At 31.3% G+C, this 19,052-nt stretch carries 22 protein-coding genes; 18 read left to right on the top strand and 4 right to left on the bottom strand.

Annotation, left to right across the window (positions count from 1 at the left end):
- Positions 1-6 precede the first annotated feature (6 nt).
- Positions 7-327: an antibiotic biosynthesis monooxygenase gene (locus P0R33_RS02995; protein ID WP_276174154.1), complete on the top strand. Its 321-nt coding sequence runs from the start codon at positions 7-9 to the stop codon at positions 325-327.
- 125 nt (positions 328-452) lie between these two features.
- Positions 453-926 carry a 23S rRNA (pseudouridine(1915)-N(3))-methyltransferase RlmH gene (gene rlmH, locus P0R33_RS03000; protein WP_276174155.1) on the top strand — a complete coding sequence of 158 codons (474 nt, stop codon included), beginning with the start codon at positions 453-455 and terminating at the stop codon, positions 924-926.
- Positions 927-961: 35 nt separating this feature from the next.
- On the opposite strand, the gene P0R33_RS03005 is transcribed toward rlmH, so the two are convergent.
- Both P0R33_RS03005 and folP read right to left on the bottom strand, forming a co-directional pair.
- Positions 962-1,594 carry a hypothetical protein gene (locus P0R33_RS03005; RefSeq protein ID WP_276174156.1) on the bottom strand — a complete coding sequence of 211 codons (633 nt, stop codon included), beginning with the start codon at positions 1,592-1,594 and terminating at the stop codon, positions 962-964.
- A gap of 138 nt (positions 1,595-1,732) precedes the next feature.
- Complete coding sequence (folP, locus tag P0R33_RS03010) at positions 1,733-2,557, bottom strand: dihydropteroate synthase (RefSeq protein WP_276174157.1); 825 nt, start codon at positions 2,555-2,557, stop codon at positions 1,733-1,735.
- A gap of 215 nt (positions 2,558-2,772) precedes the next feature.
- Between folP and P0R33_RS03015 the strand changes: the two genes are divergently transcribed.
- The 16 genes from P0R33_RS03015 (at position 2,773) to P0R33_RS03090 (ending at position 15,490) form a co-directional block, all read left to right on the top strand.
- Positions 2,773-3,312 (top strand): DUF1599 domain-containing protein, encoded by a 540-nt coding sequence (locus P0R33_RS03015; protein ID WP_276174158.1) that lies wholly within the window; start codon positions 2,773-2,775, stop codon positions 3,310-3,312.
- Between the two features lie 49 nt (positions 3,313-3,361).
- Positions 3,362-4,462, top strand: a complete 1,101-nt coding sequence (locus tag P0R33_RS03020; RefSeq protein ID WP_276174159.1) for a BT_3928 family protein — start codon at positions 3,362-3,364, stop codon at positions 4,460-4,462.
- A 102-nt stretch (positions 4,463-4,564) separates the two neighbouring features.
- On the top strand, positions 4,565-5,587 hold the full coding sequence (locus P0R33_RS03025) for a hypothetical protein (RefSeq protein WP_276174160.1): 1,023 nt from the start codon (positions 4,565-4,567) through the stop codon (positions 5,585-5,587).
- 313 nt (positions 5,588-5,900) lie between these two features.
- Positions 5,901-6,398 (top strand): TlpA disulfide reductase family protein, encoded by a 498-nt coding sequence (locus tag P0R33_RS03030; RefSeq protein WP_276174161.1) that lies wholly within the window; start codon positions 5,901-5,903, stop codon positions 6,396-6,398.
- A gap of 90 nt (positions 6,399-6,488) precedes the next feature.
- On the top strand, positions 6,489-7,241 hold the full coding sequence (gene tpiA / locus P0R33_RS03035) for a triose-phosphate isomerase (RefSeq protein WP_276174162.1): 753 nt from the start codon (positions 6,489-6,491) through the stop codon (positions 7,239-7,241).
- 245 nt (positions 7,242-7,486) lie between these two features.
- Positions 7,487-8,320 (top strand): 50S ribosomal protein L11 methyltransferase, encoded by an 834-nt coding sequence (prmA, locus tag P0R33_RS03040; protein ID WP_276174163.1) that lies wholly within the window; start codon positions 7,487-7,489, stop codon positions 8,318-8,320.
- Positions 8,321-8,355: 35 nt separating this feature from the next.
- Positions 8,356-8,631: an ATP-dependent Clp protease adaptor ClpS gene (locus P0R33_RS03045; RefSeq protein WP_012025489.1), complete on the top strand. Its 276-nt coding sequence runs from the start codon at positions 8,356-8,358 to the stop codon at positions 8,629-8,631.
- Between the two features lie 64 nt (positions 8,632-8,695).
- The gene (locus P0R33_RS03050) at positions 8,696-9,967 is read left to right on the top strand and encodes a sterol desaturase family protein (protein WP_276174164.1); all 1,272 of its coding nucleotides are present in this window, start codon (positions 8,696-8,698) and stop codon (positions 9,965-9,967) included.
- Between the two features lie 8 nt (positions 9,968-9,975).
- Entirely contained in the window at positions 9,976-10,656 is a 681-nt protein-coding gene (locus P0R33_RS03055; protein WP_276174165.1) for a lysoplasmalogenase, read from the top strand.
- A gap of 28 nt (positions 10,657-10,684) precedes the next feature.
- A complete protein-coding gene (locus tag P0R33_RS03060; RefSeq protein WP_276174166.1) occupies positions 10,685-11,137 on the top strand; it encodes a 2-dehydro-3-deoxyphosphooctonate aldolase in 453 nt (150 codons plus the stop codon).
- Between the two features lie 15 nt (positions 11,138-11,152).
- Positions 11,153-11,857, top strand: a complete 705-nt coding sequence (locus P0R33_RS03065; RefSeq protein WP_276174167.1) for a hypothetical protein — start codon at positions 11,153-11,155, stop codon at positions 11,855-11,857.
- 266 nt (positions 11,858-12,123) lie between these two features.
- Positions 12,124-12,942, top strand: a complete 819-nt coding sequence (kdsA, locus tag P0R33_RS03070) for a 3-deoxy-8-phosphooctulonate synthase (protein WP_276174168.1) — start codon at positions 12,124-12,126, stop codon at positions 12,940-12,942.
- A 20-nt stretch (positions 12,943-12,962) separates the two neighbouring features.
- On the top strand, positions 12,963-13,868 hold the full coding sequence (locus P0R33_RS03075) for a hypothetical protein (RefSeq protein ID WP_276174169.1): 906 nt from the start codon (positions 12,963-12,965) through the stop codon (positions 13,866-13,868).
- Positions 13,869-13,967: 99 nt separating this feature from the next.
- Entirely contained in the window at positions 13,968-14,642 is a 675-nt protein-coding gene (locus P0R33_RS03080) for a YiiX family permuted papain-like enzyme (RefSeq protein WP_276174170.1), read from the top strand.
- Positions 14,643-14,731: 89 nt separating this feature from the next.
- Positions 14,732-15,184 carry a hypothetical protein gene (locus P0R33_RS03085; RefSeq protein WP_276174171.1) on the top strand — a complete coding sequence of 151 codons (453 nt, stop codon included), beginning with the start codon at positions 14,732-14,734 and terminating at the stop codon, positions 15,182-15,184.
- Between the two features lie 3 nt (positions 15,185-15,187).
- Positions 15,188-15,490 (top strand): hypothetical protein, encoded by a 303-nt coding sequence (locus P0R33_RS03090; RefSeq protein ID WP_276174172.1) that lies wholly within the window; start codon positions 15,188-15,190, stop codon positions 15,488-15,490.
- Positions 15,491-15,559: 69 nt separating this feature from the next.
- On the opposite strand, the gene P0R33_RS03095 is transcribed toward P0R33_RS03090, so the two are convergent.
- Both P0R33_RS03095 and P0R33_RS03100 read right to left on the bottom strand, forming a co-directional pair.
- Positions 15,560-16,951: a M20/M25/M40 family metallo-hydrolase gene (locus P0R33_RS03095; protein WP_276174173.1), complete on the bottom strand. Its 1,392-nt coding sequence runs from the start codon at positions 16,949-16,951 to the stop codon at positions 15,560-15,562.
- Between the two features lie 169 nt (positions 16,952-17,120).
- Positions 17,121-19,043, bottom strand: a complete 1,923-nt coding sequence (locus P0R33_RS03100; RefSeq protein WP_276174174.1) for a discoidin domain-containing protein — start codon at positions 19,041-19,043, stop codon at positions 17,121-17,123.
- Between the last annotated feature and the right edge of the window lie 9 nt (positions 19,044-19,052).

The following is a 19,052-nucleotide window of genomic DNA, read 5'->3' on the forward strand; positions in this document are numbered from 1 at the left end:
AAAATCATGATTCTAGAAGCCGCATTTCTTTTCGTAAAACCAGAATTAGCAAATCAATTTGAGGCTGATTTTGCCAAAGCAAGTCAATATATTTCATCAATAGATGGTTATCTGGGACATCGTTTAGAAAAATGTCTTGAAGTCGAAAACAAATATCTTTTATTAGTCGATTGGAATACGCTTGAAGATCACACAATAGGTTTTAGAACTTCTGAAGCGTATTTAGAATGGAAAAAGATTTTACATCATTATTACGAACCGTTTCCTATCGTAGAACATTTTGAAAGAGTTTTTGAGAATAAAAAAAGTTTATTTGCCACAGATTAAAAGAATTAAAAAGATTTTTTTTTCAATACAAATAAATTAATCTGTGGAAATCCCTTGAATCTGTGGCTAAAAAATAAAAATTAAATTCGCGCTAATTCGTGCAATTAGTGGCAAAAGAAAAAAACATGAATATAAAGCTCATCGCCATTGGCAAAACAGATAATAAGTCGCTTCAGACTTTGATAGACGATTATACAAAGCGTTTGTCTTTTTACATCAAATTTGATTTGGAGATTATTCACGATATCAAAAACGTAAAAAACTTATCTGAAAGTCAACAGAAAGAAAAAGAAGGCGAATTGATTCTGTCAAAACTTTCGCCAACCGATCAATTGATTTTATTGGATGAAAACGGAAAAAACTTCTCCAGCGTTGGTTTTTCAGAAGAATTACAAAAGAAAATGAACTCCGGAGTTAAAACTTTAGTTTTTGTTATTGGCGGACCTTATGGATTTTCTGAAACGGTTTACAAAAAAGCGCAGGGAAAAGTTTCGCTTTCGCTAATGACATTCTCGCATCAAATGGTTCGCTTATTTTTTATCGAACAATTGTACCGCGGGTTTACGATTTTACGAAATGAACCTTATCATCACCAGTAAAATTAGTTTTCAGTCGCAGTTTTCAGTATTCAGTTTTAGAAAATGAATTCTATAGGAAGTACATCAAGATTGTGAGTTACATCTTTTTGAAGCAAAATTTTATATTGAATGTATTCTTCATAACTCATTTCCTTATCGAATAAAAAGACCAAGTTTGACACTTTTTCAAACTTTATGCTATAAAAATGCTTTAATATTTCTGCTATTTTTATTTCCTTATTACCTATAAAAACTTGTTTTTTTCCTTTTTTAAAGTAAACTACAAAATTTCCTCTAGTTGGTTTTTCTGTTTTATAATACACTTTCGTGAAAGGTAAAAAGGCCAAATTTTTTCCGATAGAATCTGCGTACGAATAATAATTTTCGGCATTTTCGTTTTTGTGTGCGCTGTCAGCTCGCTTTTTTTCCTGCAATTTCATTACTTCAGGAATGACCAATTTTAAAGGCAGACGTTTGTCAATATTCAAAATCCAATTGGTCGAAATAATACTGCTTTTTCGGTTTACGTCAGCAATTGTATCTTTTCCTTCGATTTTAAAAAAGATATAAATTGGCGAAAGATCTTGTACATCTTTTACGATTGTTACGTTAGATTTTGGAAGTAAAACATCTTCTTTTTTTCCGCAAGAGAAAAGAATGAAAGCAAGAATTAGAGTAAAATATTTCATATTCATTTTAATTTTAGCACAAAGTTTGTCATTCCAAGAAACGAGGAATCTCCGCAAGAAACTCCGTCCAGAAATTCGCCAATCTTTGTCGAGCTACTCGTGGAGATTCCTCGTTCCTCGGAATGACAAACTAGATGATTAAATATACAATTTATTGTATAAAGCCACACATTCCACCGCTTCTTTTACATCATGAACACGAAGAATTTTTGCTCCTTTCGTCAAAGCAATTGTATTTAAAAAAGTTGTTCCGTTTAATGCTTCTTGCGGAGTAATATCTAAAGTTTTATAAATCATAGATTTTCTTGAAATTCCAACTAAAACAGGCAATTCTAACAAATTAAAAAGTTCCATTTTTTGCATCACTTCGTAATTCTGATAGGTTGTTTTGGCAAAACCGAAACCTGGATCTAAAATCAAATCGTTGATTCCTAAAGCTCTTGCTTGTCTTACTTTTTCAGAAAAATAAAAAAGCATTTCTTTTACAATATCGTCATATTCTGTAAGGCTTTGCATTGTTTGCGGATTTCCGCGCATGTGCATCATAATATACGGAACATTGTATTTTGCAATAACATCAAACATTTTATCGTCTAATTCTCCTGCTGCAATATCGTTTATAATCGCAGCGCCACTTTCTATGCTTGCTTTTGCAACTTCGGCTCTAAAAGTATCAATCGATAATAAAGTCTTCGGAAAGTGTTTTAAAATCAATTCAATTGCTGGAACAATACGGTCAATTTCTTCTTGTTCTGAAACAAATTCCGCACTTGGTTTGCTTGAATATGCACCAATATCAATAAATGTCGCGCCTTCAGAAAGCATTTTTTCTACTTGCGGAATAATTTCGTCTTCGTTTTTATATTTTCCTCCGTCAAAGAAAGAATTTGGCGTAACATTCAGAATTCCCATTACTTTAGGAATCGATAAATTTATAAGTTCACCTTTGCAGTTAATAAACATTTTGTTTCAAGTTTTATTTGTTTTAAGTTTCAAGTTGACATAGATTGCGCAAGTTCCAAAACTTGAAACTTGAAACCTGAAACATTTTTCAGCTTCAAGTCATCAGCATTAACACTTTGTTTAGAAAAAACTTGACACAAAGAAAACCTGAAACTTGAAACTCTTTAATTTAATCCTTATTTTTGAAGAAATTTTAGCAAATATACAGCATATAAATGAAGAATACTTCCCAAGATTTTGATAATGTTATCGCGGTTTGCCGTACGTTGTTTATCAATAAAATGACAGATTACGGCAGTGCATGGCGAATTTTAAGATTGCCATCGTTAACCGATCAAATTTTCATAAAAGCACAACGAATCAGAAGTTTACAGGAAAACGATGTCCGTAAAGTGGATGAAGATGAAAAAGGCGAATTTATCGGAATCATCAATTATTCGATTATGGCTTTAATTCAGTTGGAATTGGGCGTTGTAGATCAGCCAGATCTTGACGTTGAAAAAGCAACTGAATTATACGATGCTAAAGTAAAGTTGACCAAAGACTTAATGGAAGCTAAAAATCATGATTACGGAGAAGCTTGGCGCGATATGCGTGTAAGTTCTTTAACTGATTTGATTTTGCAGAAACTTCTTCGCGTTAAGCAAATTGAAGATAACAAAGGAAAAACAATCGTATCTGAAGGAATCGATGCGAATTATCAAGATATGATTAATTATTCTGTTTTTGCTTTAATTCTTGAACCAATTAAATAAATAAAAATTCCAAAAAGTAAATTGGAATTTTAAATTTAAATATTTCCCCATGAAAAACATTATTACTCAATTTTCCCGATTATTTGTCGGTATATTATTTATAATTTCTGGATTAATAAAACTGAATGATCCTGTTGGATTCTCTTATAAATTAGCTGAGTATTTTAGCGAGCCAGTTTTCAATATGCCATTTTTAGAACCATTGGCTTTAGGATTGGCGATCTTTTTAGTGATTTTAGAAGTAGTTTTGGGTGTAATGCTGTTGGTTGGCTATAAATCAAAACTAACGATTTGGGCTTTATTGCTTTTAATTGTTTTCTTCACTTTCCTTACCTTCTACTCTGCTTATTTTGATGTCGTAAAAGATTGTGGATGCTTTGGAGACGCTTTACATTTAACGCCTTGGCAATCATTCACAAAAGATATTGTTTTACTTTTCTTTATCCTGATATTATTCATCAATAAAAAATTGGTAAAACCATTATTTTCGAAATTAGTTACTAATATTATCACGTTAATCAGTATTGTTTTATGCGTTTTTATGGCGGTTTGGGTTTTAAACCACAATCCAATTAAAGATTTCCGTCCTTATAAAGTGGGAACAAACATTGAGAAAGGAATGGAAATTCCGGAAGGCGCGCCAAAATCGGTTGTAGAAATGATTTTTATCTACAAAGTAAATGGTGTTGACAAAGAATTTACAGAAAAAGATTTGATGAATATTCCAGAAGGCGCAACATTTGTAGACAGAAAAGACAAAGTGATTTCTGAAGGTTACGTTCCGCCAATTCACGATTTTACAATGACAAAAGATGATTCTGATTACAAAGAAGAATTATTAAAAGAACCAAAATTATTAATTTTCGTTACTTACGATTTGAATTTATCGAATCCAGAAGGAATGAAAAAATTAGCAAAAGTTAATGCCGATGCAAAAGCAAAAGGTTATAAAGTAATCGGAATGACGGCTTCTGGAGCAGAAGAAATTGCTAAAGCGAAGAAAAACTACGCTTTAGATATTGATTTCTATTTCTGCGATGGAACTGCTTTAAAAACAGTTGAAAGAGCAAATCCAAGTATTGTGGTTGTACATAACGGAACTATCGCTCAAAAAGTACATTATAATGATGTTGAAGATTTGAAGCTTTAACAAATTTAAAAATATCTGAAATTTACAGAACGCCAATAATCTATTTTTTTTTAGATATATTGGCGTTTTTTCTAATATATATATTTAAAACAAGCAAGAAATATGAGTGTAAGACTAAAAAATGGATTTACTGTCAAGTTTTCACAAAATCTTTACCTTTTTACGTTTCTATTCTTTTTAATTCTTTATACTATCTGCGATTTTAAATTTTACGAAACTGAAGGTGTTCATTTGATTCCTCTTCATATTCTAGCGTTAATAGCAGGTGTTATTTTTGAAAGTAAAAGAATTACAAAAACTTGGACAACTGCTGTTTTAATAGGAATCATTTCTTATGTTTTCACTTTTTCTTTATGTCTCTTTTTATATTACATCTCGCCTAATGCAAAATTTGATTTAATGCTTATTTTAAATGTTAGCATTTTAGCTTGGCCTATTGCTTTCTTTATAATATATGTTATTTATTCACGAATATTTAATAAGAGAAGAATTGCTCCTCAATTAACAGAAGGTACAACTTTGATACTTTCAATATCTATGATTTATTGGGTTGTAGATAATGGTTTGGCAAGATTTGATAATATCATCTTAAGAACATTTCTTATTATCGTAATTTCACTTTCCTTATTTTCTCTTTTTAATGCTTTTACTAAAATTTATTTATCTGATACTATAAAACTAACCCTAAGCATCTGGAGTTCGATCATTATGATGTTTTTTGCAATCGATAATTTACATGGGATTTTTTACAATGGAAATATTGTAAGCACTAATGAATTAGTACAAGGAACTTATATTGCCATTCAATATTTTCTTTTAGGTGTTTCAAGCATTTACATGATTCAGAATTTTATGATGCTTATTGGTTTTTTGCCAAGTTGGAAAATGTTCTTTTTTGTAAAATATTCTAACAAAATAAGTGAACTCAAAAATGAACACATTGATAGATATTCAGATACACAAGTAAGCAAATCAGACTCTAAATTTTGTATTCTTTTTGTTGGTACTATTTTCTTTTTTAATTATTATTTCGAAATCGTTCCAAGACAATTTATAATATGGTTAACTTTTGTAACATTCCCATTTTTTTTAATGACATATAATCACTTTGTAAAAAAGAAATAATCAACAAAAAAATAATTTATAATTTAAATTTATTGAAAGCTTTTTCACTTCAAATCTGGCGTTTTTTTGCTCTAAAAATTATCCATTAAATCAAAAAATCATTCTTTTTTTTCAATCCAAAAAAATAGGAATAAAAAAATACAGCTTTTTCTTCTCTACTATTACGTTTTCATTCTTGTTTTTCTAACCAAAATTTAACTTATTGTTACAAAACAAACGAGTCTTCAAATTTTGTTAATCTCCATTTGGCTTTCAATTTGTTTGTTTAACTTTGTGAATTCAGTATTTAATTTTAAAATAATTTATATTACATATGAAACAAATTGCTTTAGTAGTAATTGCATTTATTACCTTTTCTTGCTCACAAGCTCAAAAAACAGCTTTTTCTAAAGAAGCTTTAGCTGAAAAATTATTGGGAACAGACAATAGCCAAACTACTTTTAAAAACATCTTAAAAAAATACAAAGGCAAAACTTTGGTAATCGAAGTTTGGGCTTCTTGGTGTGGCGATTGTGTAAAAGCAATGCCAAAATTAAAAGAATTACAAGCCAACAATCCTGATGTTTCTTACTTATTTATTTCTGCCGATAAAACGGCTGAAAAATGGAAAGCTGGAATCGAAAAACACGAACTAAACAAAGGCGATCATTACATGATGAATGACGGAATGAAAGGTCTTTTCGGAAAAGCGATTGACTTAGACTGGATTCCTCGTTACATCATTGTGGATAAAAAAGGAAACATTGCTCTTTACCGTGCTATCGAAACTGATTTTGCTAAAATCGACGAAACTTTAAAATCATTGAAATAATTTTCAATATCAATATCAATGTCAAAATTCAATTTCAATTTCAATTTTGATATACTTCATAAAACAAAAAAATAATATAAAACTACCAAAATGAGAAAATCGATTGTTGCAGGAAACTGGAAAATGCATAAAAATGCTGCTCAAACTGAAGAATTATTAAACGAGTTAATTGCTAAAATTCCAGCAAAAACAAATGCACAAGTAATTGTGGCTCCAACTTTTGTAAACTTACAAGCTGCTGCTACAAAATTAAAAAATACAACTATTGGAGTTTCTGCACAAAACGTTCACCAAGCTGAAGGTGGTGCTTTTACAGGAGAAATTTCTGCAGATATGTTAACTAGCATCGGTGTTAACACTGTAATTTTAGGTCACTCAGAGCGTAGAGCTATTTTTCACGAAACTGACGCTTTAATCGCAAATAAAGTTGATACGGCTTTAAAACATGACATGACAGTTATTTTCTGTTTTGGAGAAGAATTGAAAGACCGTCAATCTGATAATCATTTCAATATTGTTGAAAACCAATTGCGTGATGGTGTTTTCCATATTGCAAAAGAATCTTGGTCTAAAATTGTTTTAGCTTACGAACCTGTTTGGGCTATCGGAACTGGAGAAACTGCTTCGCCAGAACAAGCACAAGAAATGCACGAATTTATTAGAGAAACTATCCGTAAAGCTTTTGGAGCTGAAATCGCTGACGAAGTTTCTATTTTATACGGTGGTTCTGTAAAACCAGAAAATGCTAAAGAAATCTTCAGTAAACCAGATGTTGATGGAGGTTTAATTGGAGGTGCTGCTTTAAAAGCTGATGATTTCTTAGCTATTGTAACAGCTATCTAATTTTAGATTTTAGATTTTAGATTTTAGATTTTAGATTTTAGATTTTAGATTTTAGATTTTAGATTTTAGATTTTAGATTTTAGATTTTAGATTTTAGATTTTAGATTTTGAAATCCTACATATAAAAAAGTGTTCACCTCGGCGAACACTTTTTTATTTTAAATTATTCTTAAAATAAGAATGTTCTTTTAGATTTTTAGACAACTTCTACTTTCTATTCTTACCTTTGCAAAAATTTTTTATTTATGTCAAACATCTATTTAGGATATCATTTTACAATTGAGCCAAAAGAATTGGGTTCGGAAATTTTAGTGGCAGAATTGGGCGAAAAAGCGTTTGAAAGTTTTACAGAAACAGAAAACGGAATTTCGGCTTTTGTGAAAAAGGATTTATGGGATGAGAATATTCTGGATGATATTTATATTTTACAATCTGAAGAATTTAAAATTGAATATACAATTGAAGAAATCGATCAGGTTAACTGGAACGAAGAATGGGAGAAAAATTTTGAACCAATTGACGTTGATGGAAAATGTCATGTTCGCGCTCCTTTTCACCCAAAAACAGATGCTGAATTTGATATTTTAATTGAACCAAAAATGAGTTTTGGAACAGGTCATCATGAAACAACTCACATGATGATTCAGCATTTATTAGAAATGGATGTAAAAGGTATTAAAACACTTGACATGGGTTGCGGAACTGCAATTCTTGCCATTTTAGCAGAAATGAAAGGCGCAGAACCTATTGATGCAATTGACATTGACAATTGGTGTTATTTGAATTCTATAGAAAATGCCGAGCGCAATAACTGCAAACATATTAGCGTTTACGAAGGCGATGCCGCTTTATTGGCTGGAAAAAAATACGATTTAATTATTGCCAATATCAATAGAAATATTTTACTAAATGATATGCAGGCTTATGTTGATGCTTTGAACCCAAAAGGAATTATTCTTTTTAGCGGTTTTTATGAAGAAGATATTCCTTTTATAGATGCATCTTGCGTCGAAAAAGGACTAACCTATGTTAAAAAGCTACAAAGAAACAACTGGGTATCATTAAAATACGTAAATTAGATAGAGTAATTACAAAGTACAAAAAACTAAATAAGATGAGTACTAAAGAAAAAGTAAGAGAAAAAGTTCGCGAGAAAGAAGCAGCTGTTTTTAATAATGAAATTATAATGTATAACGATGACGTAAATACATTTGACCACGTTATTGATACTTTAATGCGAGTTTGCGACCACACAGCAGAACAAGCAGAACAATGTTCCTTAATTGTACATTACAACGGAAAATGCACTGTAAAAACAGGCCCGATCGAAAAACTTAAACCACAATGTACACAACTTTTGGAAGCTGGACTTAGCGCCGAAATTGTTTAATTGCAAATAATTTAAAAAGCATTCTATTTTATTCTATATTTGAATGAAATAGAATGCTTTTTTTATGGAGGAATATGGAAAGATATTGATTATTGCAATGCCTATTTTTTTGGCTTTAATAGTTATTGAAAAAATCTACGGCATTTACACAAAAAATGATACAGCACCTCTAATTGATAGTGTATCAAGCATAAGTTCTGGAATTACTAATTCTGTCAAAGATGTTTTAGGATTAAGCATCACTTTTCTTTCGTATGAATGGCTGGTTTCTAAAATTGCCCTACAGCATCTAGAAGCAAATATTCTCTCCTATTTTATTGCCTTTTTTGTTATTGATTTCTACGGATATTGGAGCCATCGATTGGCGCATCAAATTAACTTTCTTTGGAACAAACACGCCATTCATCACAGTAGTGAAGAATTTAATCTTGCTTGTGCACTTCGTCAGCCAATTGCCAGTTTAGTCAATTTATTTACTTTTTTATTGATTCCGGCTGCATTACTTGGTGTTCCAGCTTCTGTTATTGCCATTACACTTCCTATACATTTATTTTTACAATTTTGGTATCATACCAAACACATCAAAAAAATGGGTTTTGTCGAGCATATTTTGGTTACTCCTTCGCATCATCGTGTTCATCATGCTATTAATCCAGAATATCTAGACAAAAATCATTCGCAGATTTTTATTTTTTGGGATAAGCTTTTTGGAACTTTTCAGGAAGAATTAGATGATGTTCCGCCCGTATTTGGAATTACGAGACCAGCAAATACTTGGAATCCGATTAAGATTAATTTTCAGCATTTAAGTCTATTAATTTCAGATGCTTGGCGCGCTCCGAAATGGAAAGACAAACTGACAATTTGGTTTAAACCGACAGGTTGGCGTCCAGAAAATTTTGAAGAAAAATATCCTGTAAACAAAATTGAAAATGTTTTTGATTTTGAAAAATATGGAACTCAAAATTCGCCAAAATTAATTTACTGGTCGGTCGCTCAAGTTTTAATTACATTATTATTTGTGAGTTATTTATTCGATAATATTGCTAAAATCGGGCTTCCCAGCATATTTGTTTATGGCTTTTTTATTTTCCTGACAATCTACAGCTACTCTGAATTAATGGACAAAAGTAAATTTGTCTCATTTTGGGAAACACTAAGATTAGGATTTGTAATTTGTATAATTACCTATTATGGCGATTGGTTCGGATTAAATCGCGTAATTCCAATTAGTAATTATATTATTTTTGCCTATCTGATTTTATCTTTTCTAGCAACAATTTATTTTGTACATTTTGAATTTAAAATCAAACAAAACCAATATATAAATTCATAACCCCTATTATGAGAAATTCTTACTTTTTCAAGATTTATATTGCGTTCAGTATAGTCTATCTAATCATTCTTTTGTCAGGTTTTGAGAGCTTTGATCTGTTTTTAAAACCTATTTTAATACCTGTTATCGGGTTTGGCGCTTATTTTTATAGAAAATTTCCAACACAAAATACTTTGCTTGCCGCGCTTCTTTTTTCGTGGATTGGCGATGTAATCTTGCTTTTTAGTGATCTTGGCGAAACCTATTTTATATTTGGTCTTTTAGCCTTTTTAACGGCCCATATTCTTTACTGTGTTTTGTTTAATAAACAGAATAAAATTAGAAAAAAGCAGAATAAAACACTTTTTATTATTGGCAGCATTCTGATTGCTTTGTATCTTATCGGAATGGTTTCTTTTTTGATACCACATTTAGGAGATCTTGAAATTCCTGTTAGTGTTTATGCTTCCATAATTTCAATTATGTTATTATTTGCTGTTAATGGACTTTTAGTTTGGGAAAAACCTGGAAATTATCTGGTTTTCTTTGGTGCACTTTTCTTTGTTGTTTCTGATAGCATTTTGGCTGTAAATAAATTTTATGCTCCAATTCCGAAAAGCTCTTTTTTTATTATGCTTACTTATCTTCTGGCACAATATCTGATTGTAGTTGGTATTTTAAAACTAAATCCAAAGAAAACACAAGAATAATTTACTTCTATTTATAACAACCAAACTCATGAAAAAAATTGCCTTTTTTATTGTCTTATTGCTTACCGTAACTTCATGTGTAAGCACAAAATCAACTTTAAAAAATGTAGACGATAATGCTCCAGATTTAGTTCTGAAGAAAGACAATACTTTTGTCATTAACCAATTTGCGAAAGACAAAAAATACGGTTACGATCCTGATTATCCTGTAAATATATTTTTCCAAAACACTAATAATGAAGCTTTAAACGAATCTCGTTTTCTTAATGCTTTAGCCGGACCAAGTGGAGAAAAAATTACCTATACTAAATTAGAAACCTGTTGTCCGTTTCCAACAAAAAGAAGTAATATGGGTGCTGGATTTTTGAATGTTTACGAGTTAAAATGGGAAGGACAAAAGAAACCGATCAAACTTTATTTGAATATTTATGAAAAAGGAATATTAATGGTTCCGATGGGATTGAGATTGAAACAGAATTAAATCTCTTACCGTAAAATGATATTTCTCAAAATAAAAAATGCTCTTATAGAGTATTTTAAAACTTGGTGGCTTCCAATTGCTTTCTATGTAATTCCTATTGTTCTCTATATTTTAGGCAGTATATTAAAAAGAGATTTTTTAATTGATGCATTTTTATTTACGCTTTATTTAAATATTGCAGGAAATATTATTTCATCGATTGTACAGATTGTAATTGGAAAATGGTATTATTTATTTCCACAGCTTATAATTTCATTTTCCTTATATATATGGGTTGCTATTTTATTAGTTTTTTCTCCGCCAGATTTTTACGGTGCTCATAAAGTAATACCTAATAATATCGAAATATCGAAACCATTAGATTCGATTCCCGAAAATAAAGAATTTGAAACAGAAAATTTAGTTTTATCACATTCTAGCCAACCTGGAATTTATAATTTCTACACAAATATAAAAACAAAAGAATTAGGCAGTTTTTACATCAAAGTATTTGAAATTACTAGTAATGATATATTGTCTGAGGATAGAATTAAAAATCAATCTGAAATAAAAGTTTCAAGTCTAGAACCAAAATTTTATTCTGGCGAATTTACTATTTATGAAGGTTCTTGGGGAGATAAGTATGCTGCAAGAATAGAATTATGGTACGAACCGCAAAACAAACAAAAAGATTATAAAATTACTGAAAGAAATTATGTAGTTGAAGGTTGGATGCGATAATTATCTTTTAACTTAAATTTTCGTAATTTAACAAAACCCCTAGCCCTGATAGAAGCGGAAATCCTTTTTTGAAAAAGCCTATTTTTTCTGGTTTTTGTAGAGCGACCAACGGAAGCTCCTGCAAGAACCAAAGAAAAAAAGGATTTTAAGAAAAAGATTACAGCGGATAGCAGTCCCGATGGCTATCGGGATTCATAAAATAATCTTAAATCTTCATCTTAAACTCATAAATCATGACTACCTTTGCACTGTCAAAAAATCATATTATGAACATACAACATATTCCTCAAATTAAGCATACTGACAGCGGGAATTTCTTTTTATTGGCGGGGCCTTGTGCTATCGAAGGAGAAGAAATGGCGTTGCGTATTGCTGAAAAATTAGTTGGCATTACCGACAAACTTCAGATTCCTTATGTATTTAAAGGATCTTTTAAAAAAGCAAACCGTTCTAGAATTGATAGTTTTTCTGGAATTGGTGACGAAAAAGCATTAAAAATCTTAAGAAAAGTTTCAGAAACATTTCATGTTCCAACTGTTACAGATATTCACACTAACGAAGATGCCGACATGGCAGCTCAATATGTAGATGTTTTACAAATTCCTGCTTTCTTAGTTCGCCAAACAGATCTTGTTGTTGCTGCGGCAAATACAGGAAAAGTGGTAAACTTGAAAAAAGGACAATTTATGAGTCCAGAAAGCATGAAACATGCTGTACAAAAAGTATTAGACTGTAATAATGAAAATGTTATGGTTACAGATCGTGGTACTATGTTTGGCTACCAAGACATGATTGTTGATTTTAGAGGAATTCCTACTATGCAGCAATATGCTTCTACAGTTTTGGATGTAACGCATTCTTTGCAACAGCCAAATCAAACTGCTGGAGTCACGGGCGGAAGACCAGATATGATCGAAACCGTTGCTAAAGCTGGAATCGCAGTTGGTGTTGACGGTATTTTTATCGAAACGCATTTTGATCCTGCTAATGCAAAAAGTGATGGTGCAAATATGCTTCATTTAGACTATTTTGAAGGTTTAATGAACAAGTTAGTTGCTATCAGAAAAACAGTTAACGCATTTTAATTTTATAATACTTAAGTTCTTTGAAAACAAAATTTTTATTTTTCTTACTGACTTGTGTTTCTTTAAACACATTTGCTCAGGAGGAAATTCCAGTACAAAAATACGCTGCGCACAATAAAGGAAAATTCTTTGTAATGTGGGGTGGAAACAGAGAAAGTTATTCTAAATCTGATGTAAATTTCAGAGGAAAGGATTACAACTTTACAGTTGAAAATATGGCAGCTCATGATAAACCAAAAGGCTGGCATGTTGATTACATTAATCCTGCTAACATGACTATTCCTCAAACCAATTTGAGATTAGGTTATTTTTTTAGCGATCATTATACTGTTACAATTGGTGTTGACCACATGAAATATGTAATGTCGCAAAATCAAACTGCAAATGTTAACGGAACTATTAATTTACCTACAAATGATCCTGGATCGATTTACAACGGCGAATACAATAATAGACCTGTAGATATGTCGCAAGGCGGAGCTAAAGAAGGTGGTTATGATAATGGTGAAATTCCTGCAAATGGTCCTGCATTTTTAATGTATGAGCATACTGATGGTTTGAACTACATTAATACTGAGGTGGCGAGATTTGATGATATTTCAAAATGGTTTGGATTGCCAAATATTGATAAAGTTCAAATTAACTTAACTGAAGGATTAGGAGCTGGTATTTTATATCCAAAAACAAATACTACTCTTTTAGGAAAAGAACGTCATGATGATTTTCACGTTTCTGGTTATGGTGTTTCTGCAAAAGCGGGTTTAAACATTACCTTTTTTAAACATTTTTATGTTCAAGGAGAGTTAAAAGGTGGTTATATTAATATGCCAGATATTAAAACTACAACAAGCAATGAAGACAAAGCTTCTCAACACTTTACTTATTTTCAACGAATTATTGCAGTTGGAGGTATCTTTAGAATCTAATATTTGCTAAAAATATATTTAAAAATAGCTGTCATTTTATTTGGCAGCTATTTTTTTTATTATTTACTTTGTATCTCAAAGTACTTTAAATTATACTTTATGAAAAAGAAAAAAATTTTATTTCCGCTGATTACTTTTATCTTAAGTTTTGCATGCGCATTATTTGTCGCTATCAAAGTTTTTCCTAATAATCCGTTTACGGGAACAAAAAATGAAAAAGTAGTTGCTAGTAAATTTAAAGACGGTGATGTTATTTTTCAAACTTCAGAATCAAAACAGTGCGAAGCGGTGCGTATTGCCACAAAATCAAAGTTTTCGCATTGCGGAATTATTTATGATATTAACGGAAAATGGTTTGTTTTTGAAGCAGTTCAACCAGTAAAACTGACTCCAATTGAAGATTGGATCAAACATGGAAGGGATAATAAATACGTCGTTAAAAGGTTAAAAGATGAAAGCGCTTTAAACTCACAGATTATAGAAAAAATGAAAGAATACAGCCAGCAGTTTGATGGCAAGGAATATGACGCTTATTTTGAATGGACGGACAATAGAATTTATTGTTCCGAATTGATTTGGAAGATTTACAAAAATGCCGCTGGAATTGAATTGTCAAAATTGCGTGAGTTGAAAGATTTTAATTTAGAAGATTCTAGAGTTCAGAAAATATTGAAAGAACGTTATGGAAATGATATTCCGCTAGAAGAAAAAGTCGTTGCTCCTTCCGATCTTGCCGATTCTAATTTATTGAAAACTGTAATAGACACTTATTAAATATACATAAAAAGCTAGTCGAGATTTTTTCTAGCTTTTTTTATTTGATTAATTACTTTGAATTTCAAAGAACTTTTAAAATATATTTTATGAGAGATTTTTTAATTGAAAAACTGTATGAATTTTCTAAGAAACCCTATCAAAAATTTTTCAAGAAAAACGAACCTTGGAATATTGATAAATCTAAATTGATGAATTATCCCGAGGAAAGCTTAGGATTTGGTTTGGGTAATTTTCTCTTCAAAAATCATTTTGATATTCAGGAAAAACTGGAGGATCACGATATTATTCATGTTTTAACAAATACAGGGGTTTCAGTTTACGAAGAAATCGGAATGCAGTATTATTTATTTGGAAACGGAAAAAGAAGTTTATACCTGTACATGGTAATTCTAACGGGAACAATTTTTTATCCGAAGCGAATAAACTACTTCATTCGACAATATAAAAGAGGCAAAAAAGCGCATTCGTTTCATTATCTAGATTTCTCGAGAATGCTTTATCAACCTATACAAACTATTCAACAAACTTTTAATATTTAAATCATGCAAAAGATTTCTAAAACTTTTGAAGAAAAACAGTCAACTGAATTAGCAATTGGCACCTTTATTATCACTACACTTTTGTTTCTGTTTTATATAATTTCTAAAGAAAATGCTACTGTTTTGGTTATTGCGTGGCCGTTTGCTTTGTTTTCAATTATTGTAAACCTGATAATGTTTGTCCATTTAGTTGAAAAGTTTATTCATTTACCACTCCAGCGAAAAGATATTGGTATAAAAATCATTATTCTGGTTTCAAATATTCCAATTACATTTTTTTATTATTTGATTGTAATGAAATATTGATTTTAAATCGTAATCAAAAAAAAGCCACAAGTAAAAACTTATGGCTTTCTAAAATTTTATTTAAAAATCTTAATTTGCTTTTTTAATCTCGATTCCGTTTTGATCTAATAAGTACATTAAAGTAGTCATTGTTGCTGCACCAAGTTCTAACTCTCTTTTGTTAATAGCATCAAACTTATCGTTTGCTGCGTGGTGATAATCAAAATAACGTTGAGAATCTGGTTTTAATCCCGCTTTTACAATAGCTTGAGAAGTTAAATGGCTAATATCTGAACCTGCATGTCCAATTGTAAAACTATGAACCAAATAAGGTTCGAAAAGATCTTTATAAGCTTGAATTTTTTTCAAATTAACATCATCAGCTTCAATTGAAAATCCACGTGGTGAAAATCCGCCTGAATCACTCTCTAAGGCAAAAATATGGTTTTCTTTCTTTTGCTTAGAAACTTCTTCATATTTAGCACCGCCTTTTCCACCGTTTTCTTCATTCATAAACAAAACAACACGAATCGTATTTTTAGGTTTGTAATTTAAGTTTTTTAAAATACGGATTACTTCCATACTCTGCACCACTCCTGCTCCATCGTCATGAGAACCGTCTGCTAAATCCCAAGAATCTAAATGTCCTCCAACAACCATAATATTTTCTGGTGTTACAGTTCCTGTCAATTCTCCAATTACGTTATAAGACAAAGCATCTGGCAAAGTTTCGCAAGACTGTTTGAAATAAAACTTCAATGCAGGATTCACTTTTAATGATTTACTCAACAATTCGGCTCCATTTGTACTAATTGCAGCTGTTGGAATATATTGCGCTTTTGGAAGATCGCCATAACTTTGAGCTCCAGTATGAGGGAAATCGTCTAAACGTAAATTCATAGAACGAACAATTGTTCCAACCGCTCCTAGCTTTGCAGCTTCTTTTGCTCCAGCATATCTTTGGTCAACACAAGCTCCATAAGAAGTAAAAGTTTCAATGTTTTCAGGATTCATTGGTCTGTTATAAAACACAATTTTTCCTTTTACTTTATCGGCTCCTAATTCTGCTAATTCTTTAATTCCTTGTACTTCGATGATTTCTGCTGTCAGACCAGTTTTTGGAGTTGCTACAGAACCTCCTAATGCACAAATTGGAACAACAGTTTTTTCTTTTCCATTTAAAATATAAGCCGTTTCTTTTTCTCCACGAACCCAATGAGGCACCATAACTTCTTGCAGATACACTTTATCAAGTCCTAGACTTTCTAATTGTCTTTTAGTGTAATCTACAGCTAATTCTGCTCCTTTAGATCCAGATAAACGAGCGCCAATATCGTTAGATAAATATTCTAACCAAGTATAACATTTTGCCTCGGTTAATGCTTTTTTGTAAAATAATTTGATGTTTTTTTCATCGTTTGACTGGGCAAAAGATGTCAATCCGTTTAAAACTAAAGCAGTTAAAAGAATCGTTTTTTTCATAGTTTTTCTAGTAATTTTTGGAGTTTAATCTGCTATTCAGCATATTCACAAAGGAACAAAATTTAAGACAGTTCGAAAGCTTTTTCTTAAACCTTTTCTCAAAAAAAAAGCTCCTATTACAAATTCTTCAATTTGCAACAGGAGCTTTTACAGATTCATCAAATAAAAATTATTTTACTTCGATAATCTTATTTTTTGTTCCGATACCATTTTCATTAAAAGCTTCAATGGTAAAATAATATTTTGTTCCTTTATCTAAACCTCTAAAATCATAATTATTATCACCATAAACCATAATGCTGTTGTATAATTTATCTGGCGTAATTCCGTAATAAATATTATAGCCAATGGCATCACTTTGTTTTTTCCAAGAAATCATTGCGTTTCTAGAATCGGCTTTATTTCTATCTACTTTGAAAGAAGCAACTGCTTTTGGTTTTGAAGCCAATCCGTTTCCAAAAACTCTGAAATCTGAAATTGCAAATAAACCTGAAGCGTTATGAATGTTTTCCATTTTGATATAACGCGCTTTAAAAGGCTTTGTAAGTTCTACATAATCATGAGGTGCATCTTTATCATTTTTAGATTTATCTACAACCAAAGTCCAATTTACAGCATCATCAGACATGAATATTTTATATTGATAATAAATATCCATCGCTTTATTATACTGCGTCGCTTTATGATCTGCGTAATTAATCTGCAAAGCGTTTATTTCCATTGATCTTCCCAAATCCATTTGAAGCCATTCGCCCGGATTGCTTGTTTTAGCAGACCAATATGTTTGAATATTTTCATCTGTTAAATTTTCAGGACCGTAACAGAATTTCTCATAGACTTTTTTACCACCATTATCCATTCTGTGTGTTTCGACTTCCATACATTCCTCAGAAGAAGAAACTATTACAGGTTTTTTATAGGAAAGTAGCATCCATCCTGATGAAGCGCCTTTAGTTTGATCGCGTTCACTTGTTGGTAATACAATTGGAAAATCGCCATAAGAAGTAATAGAATACATTACATCATCTTTATCAAATCCAGCAGGAAACATATCAATACGACGCTCAAAACGATCTTTTATAGATATTTTACACGTTCCTGTATTCCAGTAATTTCCGTAATTATCTGCAAAAGTATTTCCGTGTCCAGCACCAATTACAAATCCACCTGGTTTATAAGACATCGGATTGTGTTTTTGATACGTAAATGGCCCTAACGGATTATCACCTACGTGAACACCATTTGCATAACCTTTAAACTCGGTTGCAGGCGCACCATATTGCATGTAATATTTTCCGTTGTGTTTGGTCATCCAAGCTCCTTCAATAAAATTTCCCCAAGGTGCAGGTTCCATATCGTTGTTTGGTCCAAAACGTTCCCATCCGTGAGCAGAAGGATCTAAAATTGCCACTTCCTTAACTTGTCCGTAAACTTTTTGAATATCCTCAACTTCAGTTGCTTTATACAATTCAGCATAATCAGCTTGATTTCCTTTTGGAAGCCAAGTATTATAGTCTACTTCTACTCCAACAAGCGGTAATTTTCCGCTTGAACCGTAGTACATGTATACTTTTTTGTCATCGTCTTGAAAAATTGCTGGATCCCAAGTTGGAAGCATTGCTTTATCTACATGACGTGTCCATCTTCCTGATTTTGGATCAGCCGTTTTCCAGATTGGATGATCTCTTTTCCAAGTTGAACCTACATAAAATAAAGTATCGTTTACCACCCAAGCAGCTGGCGCGCATTGATCGTCGTCGCCTGGTTGTCTTTGGAAACTTCCGTAAACAAAATTCCAATCTGACATATCTTTACTCCAAAAGAAACCTGCTTGGTTTGTTGCAAATAAATAATATTCACCTTTATAAGTTATAATAACTGGATCTGCGCTTGAACGACGAGATTCTGGAATTCCGTTATGATTGTGGGTTGTAAAGTTGTATCCAATATTAATAGGATTACAATAAGTCGTTGCAGGTTTATTAGGATCAAACCATTCCGTTTTGCCTAACTTTTGTGCCAATAGATTTTGATTGAAAAACATTGTTATCAAAAAAATTGGCAGCGTTAAATACTTATATATTTTTTTCATGGTTAGATT

The sequence above is a fragment of the Flavobacterium sp. YJ01 genome (genome assembly GCF_029320955.1).
GTDB lineage: Bacteria > Bacteroidota > Bacteroidia > Flavobacteriales > Flavobacteriaceae > Flavobacterium.

Excerpts from the sequence above, each read along its gene's own strand:
- P0R33_RS02995 (WP_276174154.1), top strand. The coding sequence starts at position 7 with ATGATTCTAGAAGCCGCATTTCTTTTCGTAAAACCAGAATTAGCAAAT.
- rlmH (WP_276174155.1), top strand. The coding sequence starts at position 453 with ATGAATATAAAGCTCATCGCCATTGGCAAAACAGATAATAAGTCGCTT.
- P0R33_RS03005 (WP_276174156.1), bottom strand. The coding sequence starts at position 1,594 with ATGAAATATTTTACTCTAATTCTTGCTTTCATTCTTTTCTCTTGCGGA.
- folP (WP_276174157.1), bottom strand. The coding sequence starts at position 2,557 with ATGTTTATTAACTGCAAAGGTGAACTTATAAATTTATCGATTCCTAAA.
- P0R33_RS03015 (WP_276174158.1), top strand. The coding sequence starts at position 2,773 with ATGAAGAATACTTCCCAAGATTTTGATAATGTTATCGCGGTTTGCCGT.
- P0R33_RS03020 (WP_276174159.1), top strand. The coding sequence starts at position 3,362 with ATGAAAAACATTATTACTCAATTTTCCCGATTATTTGTCGGTATATTA.
- P0R33_RS03025 (WP_276174160.1), top strand. The coding sequence starts at position 4,565 with ATGAGTGTAAGACTAAAAAATGGATTTACTGTCAAGTTTTCACAAAAT.
- P0R33_RS03030 (WP_276174161.1), top strand. The coding sequence starts at position 5,901 with ATGAAACAAATTGCTTTAGTAGTAATTGCATTTATTACCTTTTCTTGC.
- tpiA (WP_276174162.1), top strand. The coding sequence starts at position 6,489 with ATGAGAAAATCGATTGTTGCAGGAAACTGGAAAATGCATAAAAATGCT.
- prmA (WP_276174163.1), top strand. The coding sequence starts at position 7,487 with ATGTCAAACATCTATTTAGGATATCATTTTACAATTGAGCCAAAAGAA.
- P0R33_RS03045 (WP_012025489.1), top strand. The coding sequence starts at position 8,356 with ATGAGTACTAAAGAAAAAGTAAGAGAAAAAGTTCGCGAGAAAGAAGCA.
- P0R33_RS03050 (WP_276174164.1), top strand. The coding sequence starts at position 8,696 with ATGGAGGAATATGGAAAGATATTGATTATTGCAATGCCTATTTTTTTG.
- P0R33_RS03055 (WP_276174165.1), top strand. The coding sequence starts at position 9,976 with ATGAGAAATTCTTACTTTTTCAAGATTTATATTGCGTTCAGTATAGTC.
- P0R33_RS03060 (WP_276174166.1), top strand. The coding sequence starts at position 10,685 with ATGAAAAAAATTGCCTTTTTTATTGTCTTATTGCTTACCGTAACTTCA.
- P0R33_RS03065 (WP_276174167.1), top strand. The coding sequence starts at position 11,153 with ATGATATTTCTCAAAATAAAAAATGCTCTTATAGAGTATTTTAAAACT.
- kdsA (WP_276174168.1), top strand. The coding sequence starts at position 12,124 with ATGAACATACAACATATTCCTCAAATTAAGCATACTGACAGCGGGAAT.
- P0R33_RS03080 (WP_276174170.1), top strand. The coding sequence starts at position 13,968 with ATGAAAAAGAAAAAAATTTTATTTCCGCTGATTACTTTTATCTTAAGT.
- P0R33_RS03085 (WP_276174171.1), top strand. The coding sequence starts at position 14,732 with ATGAGAGATTTTTTAATTGAAAAACTGTATGAATTTTCTAAGAAACCC.
- P0R33_RS03090 (WP_276174172.1), top strand. The coding sequence starts at position 15,188 with ATGCAAAAGATTTCTAAAACTTTTGAAGAAAAACAGTCAACTGAATTA.
- P0R33_RS03095 (WP_276174173.1), bottom strand. The coding sequence starts at position 16,951 with ATGAAAAAAACGATTCTTTTAACTGCTTTAGTTTTAAACGGATTGACA.
- P0R33_RS03100 (WP_276174174.1), bottom strand. The coding sequence starts at position 19,043 with ATGAAAAAAATATATAAGTATTTAACGCTGCCAATTTTTTTGATAACA.